Consider the following 12,230-nt stretch of genomic DNA (forward strand, 5'->3'; position numbering starts at 1 on the left):
CTTTATCGCGACTAAGCTCATGCAGTAAAAGCGTGGGCTTTTTTGTGCACTAAAGATAGCTTATGAGCGATTAGAAATTAATACTGCGGGCAATATCTTTAAGTTTTATAAAATGTCGGCAGGTGAGATTTTTTTCGGTTTCCGCGAGTTGTTGCAGGAATAAGCTATTGAGTTTATCTAGCGTCGGGTGATCAAAACCATACCAAGTATCATACAGGTGTTCGACACTTTGCGGTGGACCAAAATACATGGAGAAGCAGAGTCTATTACGTAATGTATCGTCGAAATTAACTAATTGTCGGCGATTGAGCGGCGGAATGGATTTACTGGTGGGAGGCGGCACTCGGAGACGTAATGGGATAATATTTTGCTGATATTGGCCTAAAGCGCCATGATCGGCGGAATGAGCCACGGAGACATCCCAAATAAAGGAGGTCAACGCCCGGACGAAAATATCATCCTGAGTTATCTTTTGGGCGTTGGGAAAACCAGGCACCCAAGCGGCAATGGCATTGCTCCAATAAGCGACTATTGGATCTGTTGGGGATATATGCCGTACTACGCCACTGACAAATTCGAATATCACGGCGTAATAAGCCAGTAAAAAATCTTCAAGGTCAGACCATATTTTTTCAGGATATAGCGGATATTTATATTCGGGATAACTGTCGTTTCCATTTATACCGCAAAAGGCATCTTTTAACTGACCAGGCCAGCCCATATCTTTATGAATTACTGGGATATTTCCCCAACCAGGGAATGGGGTGTAAGGCAGGTATTGGTTATTATGACCAACTGAATAGGGGATAAGGGTTACGGCCTGATTGATGGCTAACTGAATACAGGTATGGGGCGTAAGTAATTTATATAATATATGCTGAGTTGGCAAACTGGTTAGACTTATGGCACTAATGGCATCCATAGGGAAATGGAGTTGAGGGTGTTTACCTTGAACACAAAGCATTAAGATGCCTTGCAATACGAAATATTTTGCCAATTCCCAAGCCTCGCCGTCTTTTGGGCTCAAGATTAGATTGTTAATTTTTATTGCTAGTGGAATACCGGTGGTTTTGTTTATTCGTTTAAATATGGTCACCGTTGGGGCGGAGTAAATTCCATGTAATGGCAGAACTTTATTCATGCTTAATGTATCTATTTTTAAATAGTAAGGTTCTCCACTTTTATTTCGTAGGTTATTTATATCTATAACATCAGAAAAATCTATAGCTTCTTGCTCAGTGATGCAATCAGTTAATAATTTGCTAAACATGCCAAAAAATATTTGATGAGAAAAATTTTCATCACTGGCTGGTTTTAGTCGCCAATCCCCCGCCAACATTTTTAAAATTATTTTCACCCTACCAGATTTCAATGTTTTACTATAATGAGAAACGACTTTGATTCTAAAGTCATCTAATTGATCTTGTGGGACATTTTTAATAATCGGAGGCAACTCGGCGACGAGAGTGTTTATCATCGGCCAGGGGCCATTAGCGCCATATCGGTAATCAGATAAAGTATAACCGGGTGCTGGCCCAACCCATTTATCATAGCTTTGCACAGTCATTATTGTTACCTAAATATTAAATTTAATAATAAGTATACGTGATTTTTTTTTATTTATTATTCATTTTTTTTGTTGGTTGTTAATTATTTAATGAATTTACTTATTTTATTTTACAACTATATTAAAATCATTAAAAATAAAATTAATATAAAAAATAGCACATAAAAATGTTCTCTTAGAAGTGAAAATATAGAGGAATTAAAGCGTTTTCAGCATGGTAACTTCACAATCCACATGGCCGGTATTTCCCATTGGGCCATCAATATGCTCAAAACCTAATCTTTCATATAAACCTACCGCACTGGTCAGGCTGGCAGTGGTTTCCAGATAGCAGCGGCCAAACCCTTGTTGACGGGCAAATTCTAGTGCCTGCAAGGCTAATTGTTTAGCTAGCCCTTTGCCGCGCAATACCGGTAGGAAATACATTTTCTGCAATTCACAGATATCCGCATCACCACCAGATAAAGGTGCCACGCCACCGCCGCCCGCGATATTGCCATTCACTTCAATTACCCAGTAAGCACTACGCGGCTGACTATACAGCTCATATAAACTTTCCAGATTGGGGTCAGACACGGTATAGCCCTTATCTGCGGTCAGGCCGAATTCAGCCGAAACATCCCGGATAACATTGGCGATAGCAAGATTGTCTACTGCAGTGATGGGGCGTACTAACAGGCGAATAGGTGTAGCTGTGGTCATGGCGTATTACTCTATAAATCGAATGGTAATAACTTAGTAATAAACTGTAATACCACCGAATGACACTCAGAGGCAATGATAAAAAACAGCGGGTATAATGAATATCCCGCTGTTTTTACTTCACCGATGTCAGATTAATTACAGCGCAGCAATAACTGCCTGCTGCTCAATTAATTTCTGTTTAGCTTCAGCACAGGTCGCCATTCTTTCGCGCTCTTTGGCAACTACGGCTTCTGGCGCGCGCGCCACAAAACCTTCGTTACTCAATTTACTTTCGATGCGCTCAATCTCTGCTTCCAGCTTCGCAACTTCTTTTGCCAAGCGATCCAATTCAGTGGCTTTATCAATCAGACCGGCCATTGGGATCAATACTTCAGCACCTTCAACCAGTTTGGTCACAGATACCGGGCCTTTATCACCATCAGCTAGCAAGGTGAGAGAAGATAAGCGCGCCAGCGACTGGATGAAACTCTGGTTTTCCAGCACACGACGCTGAGCATCAGCATTGGCACCACGCAGCATTACGTCCAGCGGTTTACCCGGCGCGATGTTCATTTCCGCCCGAATATTACGCACGGCAATAATGGTTTGCTTGATCCATTCCAAATCACTCAGGGCTTTCTCATCGACCTGGTTGGCATCATATTCTGGGAAAGGCTGCAACATAATGGTGTCCGCAGTAATGCCTTTCAGGGTTTTAACCCGCTGCCAGATAGTTTCAGTGATGTAAGGAATAATAGGATGAGCCAGACGCAGCAGCGCTTCGAGCACTTCTATCAGTGTGTGGCGAGTGCCGCGCAATTCAGCTTCTGAACCGGAGTTCATCACCGGTTTGGTCAGTTCCAGATACCAGTCACAGAATTGGTTCCAGGTGAATTCATACAAAATACCTGCTGCCAAATCGAAGCGATAGGTGTCCATTGCTTCACGGTAAGCTTTGATGGTCTGATTGAATTCAGCCAAGATCCAGCGGTCAGCCAGTGACAGCACCATTTCGCCGCCATGTTGCCCACAATCCTGCCCTTCGGTATTCATCAGTACAAAACGGCTGGCGTTCCATAGCTTGTTACAGAAGTTGCGATAACCTTCCAGGCGCTTCATGTCCCAGTTAATATCACGGCCAGTCGATGCCAGTGCGGCCAGTGTGAAGCGCAGGGCATCAGTACCGTGGGGTTCAATGCCGTTCGGGAACTGTTTCTCGGTGCGCTTGCGGATTTTATCGGCCAGCTGCGGCTGCATCATGTTACCGGTACGTTTTTCCAGCAACTCTTCCAGCGAGATACCATCGACCATATCCAGTGGGTCGATAACGTTGCCTTTGGACTTGGACATTTTCTGCCCTTCGTCATCACGGATCAGGCCGGTCATGTACACAGTTTTAAACGGCACTTGCGGCTTACCATTTTCATCTTTCATAAAGTGCATGGTCAGCATGATCATGCGGGCAATCCAGAAGAAAATAATGTCAAAGCCACTGACCACGACACTGGTCGGATGGAAAGTTTTCAGTGCTTCGGTCTGCTCAGGCCAGCCCAGAGTTGAGAACGTCCACAAACCTGATGAGAACCAGGTATCCAGCACGTCTTCATCCTGACGTAAGGCCACATCTGCGCCCAGGTTATTTTCACGGCGCACTTCAGCTTCATCGCGACCGACGTACACTTTGCCGTCTTCGTCATACCAGGCCGGAATGCGGTGGCCCCACCACAATTGGCGAGAAATACACCAATCCTGAATGTCGCGCATCCACGAGTAATACATGTTTTCGTACTGTTTAGGGACGAATTGAATCTCGCCGTTTTCCACCGCTTCAATGGCGACTTTCGCCAGCGGGGCAGTGCGAACATACCATTGGTCGGTCAGCATAGGTTCAATAACCACGCCGCCACGGTCGCCATAAGGTACCGTCAGGTCGTGTGGTTTAACCTCTTCCAGCAGGCCGAGTTTATCAAATTCAGCCACGACAGCTTTACGAGCAGCAAAACGCTCCAGACCTTGGAACTGTGCTGGAATTGTGCCGCTGCATGCATCGGTGGCTTCACCATTGGTATCAAACACTTCGCCTTCTGCACGGATATCACCGTCGAAAGTCAAAATGTTTATCATTGGCAGGGCGTGGCGTTTACCGACTTCATAGTCATTAAAGTCATGGGCCGGGGTGATTTTCACACAACCGGTGCCTTTTTCCATATCGGCGTGTTCATCACCGAGGATAGGAATGCGGCGACCCACCAGCGGCAGGATCACTTCTTTGCCGATCAGATCTTTGTAACGCGGATCTTCCGGATTCACTGCAACACCGGTATCGCCCAGCACGGTTTCTGGGCGAGTGGTCGCGACAACCAGGTAATCTTTCCCTTCAGCGGTCTTCGCGCCATCGGCCAGCGGGTAGCGCAGATGCCACATGGAGCCTTTCGATTCGCGGTTTTCTACTTCCAGATCAGAGATGGCGGTGCGCAGCTTCGGATCCCAGTTCACCAGGCGTTTGCCACGGTAAATCAGATCTTCTTTATGTAAGCGGACAAAAACTTCTTTAACCGCGTTAGACAGGCCCTCGTCCATGGTGAAACGTTCGCGTTCCCAATCCACAGAGTTACCCAAGCGGCGCATCTGACGAGTAATGGTGCCGCCTGATTCGCCTTTCCATTCCCAAATTTTATCAATAAATGCATCACGGCCGTAATCGTGGCGAGTTTTGCCTTCTTCTGCGGCAATCTTGCGCTCAACGACCATCTGGGTCGCGATACCGGCGTGGTCGGTACCCGCTTGCCACAAGGTGTTTTTACCTTGCATGCGCTGATAGCGAATCAACGTATCCATGATGGTTTGCTGGAAAGCATGGCCCATGTGCAAGCTGCCGGTCACATTTGGCGGCGGGATCATGATGCAGTAGCTTTCTTTGCTGGTATCGCCGTTCGGCTTAAAATAACCCTGCTTTTCCCAGTGCTCATACAGCGGCTGCTCGATTTCCTGTGGGCTATAGGTTTTATCGAGGGATGGCTCAGCTTTGTCGATATTAGAAGGTGTGTTTTCCATTTTCTTTTTTAGTTCAATTAGTTGGCGGCGTTGCCGTAGTCAAGTGGAAGCCGACGCTGCGATAAGACTTATATCGGTCGCGCGCCAACTGTTTCAAATTTTCTTCGTAAGGAACGAAGTCTACCACTTCATGGAAAGCAGTGGCAAAAGCTGCGAACTCTGGCAGCAGGCTGATGAGCAAGTCACGGGGGGAATTGCCACGCCGTTCTGGCCATGCCAGTTCTACCGGCGCACCATATTTTGGCCCTTCACCGGCCAGATTATGTGGCACAAATCTTTCTGGGGCTCGCTGCCACAGGGCTTCATCCAGCCGTTGGGCCTGCTCCTGACTTTCACAGGCGATAAGCACCCGTTTGCCTGCCCGCCAACGTTCTGCTGCCACTTCACAGGCCAAGGCCTCATGAGCGCGCAGCTCACCGGCGGGCGTGTCGTGTTCGAGCAGATAGAAGGTGGCGTTTTTCATAGGTTCTCTGCACTCTTCGTCCTTGAAGCCGCAGGGTTGTTAGCTGCTCTCGCTCACCCGAATCACTTACTGATGTAAGTTCATCGGGATAAGTTCGTTTGCCGCCTACCTGCAACTCCAATGACTTTGAGTGTATATCCGATGGAAATAGAGTAAACGATTAATCGTCGCCGTTTTGCCCGGCGCGGTTAAGCAGGAACTGAGACAACAACGCGACCGGTCGGCCTGTTGCGCCTTTGTTCTTACCTGAACGCCATGCTGTTCCCGCGATATCCAAATGCGCCCAACTGTATTTACGGGTAAAGCGTGACAGGAAACAACCTGCGGTAATCGCCCCACCAGCGCGGCCGCCAATATTTGCCATATCAGCAAAATTGGAGTCCAGTTGCTCGTAGAACTCATCACCCAGCGGCAAGCGCCATGCGCGGTCACCGGCTTGTTCCGACGCCCCGATAAGCTCATGAGCCAATGGATTGTGGTTCGACATTAAACCGGTAATGTGATGGCCCAGCGCCACGACGCACGCGCCGGTCAAGGTGGCAATATCAATGACCAATTCTGGGTCAAAACGCTCGACATAGGTTAGTGCGTCACACAATACCAGCCGGCCTTCCGCATCGGTATTCAGAACTTCAACGGTCTGACCGGACATGGTGGTGAGGATATCACCTGGACGATAAGCACGACCACCCGGCATGTTTTCACAGCCCGCCAACACGCCAATTACGTTTAATGGCAGTTGCAGTTCAGCAACCACGCGCATGACACCATAAACTGTTGCCGCGCCGCACATGTCGTATTTCATTTCATCCATGCCTTCGGCCGGTTTAATCGAAATACCACCGGAGTCGAAGGTTAGCCCTTTGCCCACTAGCACAATTGGCTTAGCGTCAGGGTTAGGATTACCTTTATATTCTATCACCGACATCAATGATTCATTCTGAGAACCATGACCAACAGCAAGATAAGAGTGCATTCCCAGCTCTTTCATTTGCTGCTCACCAATCACACGAGTGATGATATTGGTGCTAAATGCATCGGCCAACTGGCGCGCTTGAGATGCCAAATAGGCGGCATTACAAATATTTGGCGGCATATTGCCCAAATCTTTAGCTGCTTTAATGCCCGATGCCACCGCTAAACCATGCTGGATAGCCCGTTCGCCGCTGGTAAGCTCACGACGAGTTGGCACATTGAACACCATTTTACGCAATGGGCGGCGCGGCTCGGTTTTATTACTTTTAAGCTGATCGAAGGTGTAAAGCGTTTCTTTGGCAGTTTCTACCGCCTGACGCACCTTCCAGTAGGTATTACGGCCTTTGACATGCAATTCGGTCAGGAAGCAAACCGCTTCCATTGAGCCGGTGTCATTAAGGGTATTGATGGTCTTTTGGATCACTTGCTTGTACTGGCGTTCATCAAGCTCGCGCTCTTTACCACAGCCAATTAACAAGATGCGCTCGGAGAGAATATTCGGCACATGGTGCAGTAACAGCGTCTGCCCGACTTTGCCTTCAAGTTCACCACGGCGCAATAAAGCGCTGATGTAGCCATCACTAATTTTGTCGAGTTGTTCGGCAATGGGAGATAGACGGCGGGGTTCGAAAACGCCGACTACAATACAGGCACTGCGCTGTTTTTCCGGGCTGCCGCTCTTTACACTGAACTCCATGTACTCTCCTGAATCTTAAAGACAAAGGCGGGAGCTAACGCTAGAATGTAGCACTCCGCAACGAACTCTCTCCGTTGTGTTAACGACCTGTGTTAACCTTAACGGCATAAGTTGTTTTGTTTTGGCGACTATAAGCATGTTCCTATAGGACACCTAAACGCTAGATGTTGTAATACTATTTTAGCTGTGAAGGTTGCCATATGATGAGAATAAATGGCGGATTAACGATGAAACTATCGATTTTCCTGCAAAAAGACAAGTTTTCACAGGCGTATTAGCGTGATCATCATTAGATATCTGGTACGGGAAACACTTAAGAGCCAAATTGCGATTCTGTTCATCCTGCTATTAATCTTCTTTAGTCAGAAGTTAGTTCGGATATTAGGCGCTGCGGTTGATGGTGAAATCCCCACAAACTTAGTTTTATCCCTTTTAGGGCTCGGTGTGCCAGAAATGGCGCAACTTATCCTGCCATTGAGCTTATTTCTTGGCTTGTTGATGACCTTGGGTAAATTGTACACGGAAAGTGAAATCACCGTGATGCATGCCTGCGGCATGGGTAAAAAGTCCTTAATTATAGCTGCATTGATTCTGGCGGTTGCTACCTCTGCATTGGCAGCGGTTAACACTATCTGGCTTGGGCCTTGGTCTTCTAAACATCAAGACGAAGTATTAAACGACGCCAGAGCTAACCCGAGTCTCGCCGCCTTAGCAGGCGGGCAATTTAAATCCTCAAATGATGGCAGTTCGGCCTTATTTATCGGCAATGTGTCGGGCAAAGAGTTCAACCGTGTATTTTTGGCACAATTGCGGCCAAACGGTAATCAACGCCCCTCGGTCATTGTCGCGGACAGTGGCCATATGACAGAGCGGCCTGATGGCTCGCAAGTGGTTACCTTGAATAAAGGCACCCGCTATGAGGGCACGGCGTTATTACGCGATTTCCGTATCACTGATTTTGTCGACTATCAGGCAATTATTGGTCATAAGGAAGTGCAGCAAAATAATACCGTGGCAGAACAGATGAACATGAAACAATTGTGGCGCTCGAACGAACCTGATGCCCGCGCTGAGTTCCACTGGCGACTGACCCTGATTGTGTCTGTGGTCATTATGGCATTATTGGTTGTGCCGTTGAGCGTTATCAACCCGCGCCAAGGCCGAGTGCTGAGTATGTTACCCGCCATGTTGCTTTACTTGATTTTCTTCCTGTTACAAAGCTCCCTGCGTTCTAATGCAAGTAGCGGTAAACTGGATCCCCTGGTCTGGATGTGGACAGTTAACGGCGTTTACCTGGCTCTTGCGGTGATATTGAACCTGTGGGATGGCCTGCCGGCTCGTAAGTTACGTGCTCGATTGAGAGGTGCTGCCTGATGTTTGGTGTATTAGACCGTTATATCGGACGGACTATCCTCAATACTATCTTGATGACCTTATTTATGCTGGTTTCTTTGTCCGGCATCATCAAGTTTGTCGATCAACTGCGTAAAGTTGGGCAGGGTGATTATTCCGTAGCTGCGGCGGGGATGTTCACGTTACTGAGTATCCCTAAGGATATAGAAATATTCTTCCCGATGGCGGCGCTGTTAGGGGCATTGCTGGGGTTGGGCACACTCGCCACGCGCAGTGAGCTGGTGGTGATGCAGGCCTCGGGTTTTACCCGCCTACAAATTGCCGCCTCGGTAATGAAAACGGCGATTCCATTAGTTTTACTGACTATGGCCATCGGCGAGTGGGTAGCACCGCAAGGCGAGCAAATGGCGCGTAACTTCCGTGCGCAACAAATGTACGGCGGTTCATTATTGTCAACACAGTCGGGTTTATGGGCGAAAGACGGCTCAGACTTCATTTATATCCAGCGCGTGTCGGGTGATAACGAACTGACGGGCGTTAATATTTATCATTTTGATCCACAAGATCGGTTGCTTTCGGTTCGTTATGCGGAAACCGCGACTTTCGACGACAATCTGTGGCGTTTATCGCAGGTCGATGAATCTGATTTAAGCAATCCGAACAAAGTGACTGGCCGGCAAACCTTGACGGGAGAATGGAAAACCAACCTGACGCCAGAGAAACTCGGTGTGGTTGCCATGAACCCAGATTCACTGTCTATCAGCGGATTGTACAGCTACAGCAAATACTTACAGCAAAGCGGGCAAGAGTCGAACATCTACGAGCTGAATATGTGGAGTAAGATTCTGGCGCCATTCTCTGTGGCGGTGATGATGTTGATGGCGCTGTCATTTATTTTCGGCCCATTACGCAGTGTCCCTATGGGGCTACGGGTCGTTATTGGCATCTCATTTGGCTTCTTGTTCTATGTACTAGACCAAGTTTTTGGCAAATTAAGCCAAGTGTATAGCATCCCGCCGCTACTGGGTGCCTTGTTGCCGAGTATACTTTTCCTCCTAATCAGTGTTTATTTGCTACTAAAACGGCGTTGATGGCGTTTTTTTCAACACTTAGACTAATCTTGGTGGGATAACAGTTGCATGCGGACTTTTGGTAGGTATAATTCACCTCGTTCTCCGCATACTACTTCAGTGCCGAAGTGGCGAAATCGGTAGACGCAGTTGATTCAAAATCAACCGCCGCGAGGCATGCCGGTTCGATTCCGGCCTTCGGCACCATTAGTATGAAAATCAAGTCACCGCAAGGTGGCTTTTTTTTTGCCTAAAATCCAGACCCCGCAAGGCTCCTCTCGCTTTTTCAGTCAACATAAGTCAACCTGATTCAATCTACATCAACTTACTGATGCGGGTACAAATGTGGGTATAACCCGGTTCGATAATGTTTGTACCCATACAGAACCCTTGAAAGGATACTCAACATGGCTCTGAGTGATGTAAAGGTTCGTACGGCTAAGCCTGAAGAAAAAGCCTATAAGCTGACAGATGGTGATGGCATGGTGTTGCTGGTTCACCCGAATGGTTCTAAATACTGGCGGCTGCGTTATCGCTTCAGTGGTAAAGAGAAAATGCTGGCGTTGGGGAAATATCCTGAAGTATCACTGGCCGATGCTAGGGCACGACGTGACGAAGCACGTAAGCATTTAGCAAATGGCATCGACCCTAGTGAGAACAAGAAATCCGTCAAGGTAGAGCAGGAGCAAGAAGCGATAACTTTTGAAGTAGTGGCATGCCAGCAATCAGAAGTGGTCTGAAGCGCATAGCGCTCGTGTGTTGCAAAGTCTGGAAGATAAGCTGTTTGGCGCTATTGGTAAACGTGCTATCAGTGAACTTAAGACCCCTGATTTGCTTGCACCAATTAAAACCGTAGAGATGGCTGGACGTCTTTAAGTGGCTTCCCGCCTGCAACAACGAACCACAGCAATTATGCGCTATGCAGTACAAAGCGGTTTAATTGATTACAACCCTGCGCAGGAGATGGAGGGCGCTGTTGCTTCCAGCAATCGACAGCATCGTCCGGCACTGGAACTAAAACGTATCTCTGAATTACTCCAGAAAATAGATGGCTATACCGGAAGGCCGCTAACCCGCTGGGCAACGGAACTCATTCTACTTATCTTTATTCGTTCTAGCGAACTGCGCTTTGCCCGTTGGTCAGAGATCGATTTTGAAACCGCGATGTGGACCATACCTGGGGAACGTGAAGCATTGGAAGGTGTGAAGCATTCATATCGAGGTTCAAAAATGCGCACTCCCCATCTTGTTCCCTTATCCCGCCAGGCTCTCGCCATTCTGGAAAAGATCAAAAGCATGAGTGGAAACTGTGAGCTGATCTTTATCGGCGATCATGACCCACGTAAACCAATGAGCGAAAACACGGTAAACAAAGCGCTGCGGGTGATGGGGTATGACACGAAGGTCGAGGTTTGTGGGCATGGCTTCAGGACGATGGCTTGTAGTTCGTTAATTGAGTCGGGATTGTGGTCGAAGGATGCGGTAGAGCGGCAGATGAGTCACCAGGAACGTAACTCTGTGCGAGCGGCTTATATTCATAAGGCCGAGCACTTAGGAGAGCGGAGACTGATGGTGCAATGGTGGGCTGATTATCTGGATGCTAATCGGGAGAAGGGGATTAGTCCGTTTGATTTTGCCCAACTACACGTGTTGAAATAATACCATCTGGTTATTACCCATCAGTCTAGGAATAACCCGTAAAAAGACATCCAGGAATAAAGATGTCTGGATGTCTTTTTTGTTTGTGGCTCACATGGAACAGTATTGACTGCATGGGATGCAATGGTAAAAACTCTGGCTAGACTTGGGTTCCTGTACACGGGTTTGCCATTGAGGACTTCGGAAGGAACACTGGTGATGGTGAAAAAAGAAAGACCCCCATGTGCGCGGGGAAGATTCTATCACCTTCGAACTGTGCCTATCTGCTCAGGATTCCACTTCCACTCCGGTGCAAACTCAATAAAATCAATGGTACTCTGACTTATGGACCGCTTCGCCGATATAGCACGCCGTTGCTCACACAAACGCTGAGCATTATTAGGGCATAGCCTTCTGCTGTGCTATTACGCCTGAGCTCACGGGAAACCGTCGACGGGCTGACCAATCTCACGATAACTACAATTCTCTTTAAAAAGCAGGGCAATCTGGTATCGTTGCTCCTCAGTTAGCTGCTGTACTTCATGATTACTCGCTCATCTTTCGCTGGAAGAGGGAACGCTTATCAGCTGTTAACGCCTTCCTCACCATAATGACCTAACGTTGTACTTATTATCTGAATTCGCGGCATGCTAAAACTTGGGGAAACCCGTCGACATCTTGCCTGAAAAATCACGTATGGATGATGTTATAGCTGAAAATAGGGATGTT

7 protein-coding genes, 1 tRNA gene and 2 pseudogenes are annotated in these 12,230 nt (G+C 47.7%); 4 read left to right on the forward strand and 6 right to left on the reverse strand.

Annotated features, from left to right (window positions below; genetic code table 11):
* Positions 1-70 precede the first annotated feature (70 nt).
* From YROHD0001_RS13255 to pepA, 5 genes are all read right to left on the reverse strand, one after another.
* The gene (locus tag YROHD0001_RS13255) at positions 71-1,567 is read right to left on the reverse strand and encodes a hypothetical protein (protein WP_004713745.1); all 1,497 of its coding nucleotides are present in this window, start codon (positions 1,565-1,567) and stop codon (positions 71-73) included.
* Positions 1,568-1,765: 198 nt separating this feature from the next.
* Positions 1,766-2,269, reverse strand: a complete 504-nt coding sequence (locus YROHD0001_RS13250; RefSeq protein WP_004713746.1) for a GNAT family N-acetyltransferase — start codon at positions 2,267-2,269, stop codon at positions 1,766-1,768.
* 138 nt (positions 2,270-2,407) lie between these two features.
* On the reverse strand, positions 2,408-5,305 hold the full coding sequence (locus tag YROHD0001_RS13245) for a valine--tRNA ligase (RefSeq protein ID WP_004713747.1): 2,898 nt from the start codon (positions 5,303-5,305) through the stop codon (positions 2,408-2,410).
* A gap of 13 nt (positions 5,306-5,318) precedes the next feature.
* Complete coding sequence (locus tag YROHD0001_RS13240) at positions 5,319-5,768, reverse strand: DNA polymerase III subunit chi (RefSeq protein WP_004713748.1); 450 nt, start codon at positions 5,766-5,768, stop codon at positions 5,319-5,321.
* 160 nt (positions 5,769-5,928) lie between these two features.
* On the reverse strand, positions 5,929-7,440 hold the full coding sequence (gene pepA / locus YROHD0001_RS13235) for a leucyl aminopeptidase (protein ID WP_004713749.1): 1,512 nt from the start codon (positions 7,438-7,440) through the stop codon (positions 5,929-5,931).
* Between the two features lie 279 nt (positions 7,441-7,719).
* On the opposite strand from pepA, the gene lptF reads away from it, so the two are divergent.
* From lptF to YROHD0001_RS19265, 4 genes and pseudogenes are all read left to right on the forward strand, one after another.
* Complete coding sequence (lptF, locus tag YROHD0001_RS13230) at positions 7,720-8,814, forward strand: LPS export ABC transporter permease LptF (protein WP_004713750.1); 1,095 nt, start codon at positions 7,720-7,722, stop codon at positions 8,812-8,814.
* Positions 8,814-9,884 (forward strand): LPS export ABC transporter permease LptG, encoded by a 1,071-nt coding sequence (lptG, locus tag YROHD0001_RS0117425; RefSeq protein ID WP_032816274.1) that lies wholly within the window; start codon positions 8,814-8,816, stop codon positions 9,882-9,884. The genes lptF and lptG overlap by 1 nt, the downstream gene beginning before the upstream one ends.
* Before the next feature lie 101 nt (positions 9,885-9,985).
* Positions 9,986-10,070, forward strand: a tRNA-Leu gene (locus YROHD0001_RS13225).
* A 200-nt stretch (positions 10,071-10,270) separates the two neighbouring features.
* A pseudogene (locus YROHD0001_RS19265) lies at positions 10,271-11,522 on the forward strand (tyrosine-type recombinase/integrase).
* 245 nt (positions 11,523-11,767) lie between these two features.
* On the opposite strand, the pseudogene YROHD0001_RS20270 reads toward YROHD0001_RS19265, so the two are convergent.
* Positions 11,768-12,037, reverse strand: a pseudogene (locus YROHD0001_RS20270) (helix-turn-helix domain-containing protein); the annotation flags it as partial.
* Positions 12,038-12,230: the final 193 nt, after the last annotated feature.

Origin of the sequence: Yersinia rohdei ATCC 43380, from assembly GCF_000173775.1 — a bacterium.
GTDB classification, from domain to species: Bacteria; Pseudomonadota; Gammaproteobacteria; order Enterobacterales; family Enterobacteriaceae; genus Yersinia; species Yersinia rohdei.

Bases quoted from the DNA above. Each gene is read 5' to 3' on its own strand.
- YROHD0001_RS13245 (WP_004713747.1), bottom strand. From the start codon at position 5,305: ATGGAAAACACACCTTCTAATATCGACAAAGCTGAGCCATCCCTCGAT.
- YROHD0001_RS13240 (WP_004713748.1), bottom strand. From the start codon at position 5,768: ATGAAAAACGCCACCTTCTATCTGCTCGAACACGACACGCCCGCCGGT.
- YROHD0001_RS13250 (WP_004713746.1), bottom strand. From the start codon at position 2,269: ATGACCACAGCTACACCTATTCGCCTGTTAGTACGCCCCATCACTGCA.
- pepA (WP_004713749.1), bottom strand. From the start codon at position 7,440: ATGGAGTTCAGTGTAAAGAGCGGCAGCCCGGAAAAACAGCGCAGTGCC.
- YROHD0001_RS13255 (WP_004713745.1), bottom strand. From the start codon at position 1,567: ATGACTGTGCAAAGCTATGATAAATGGGTTGGGCCAGCACCCGGTTAT.
- lptG (WP_032816274.1), top strand. From the start codon at position 8,814: ATGTTTGGTGTATTAGACCGTTATATCGGACGGACTATCCTCAATACT.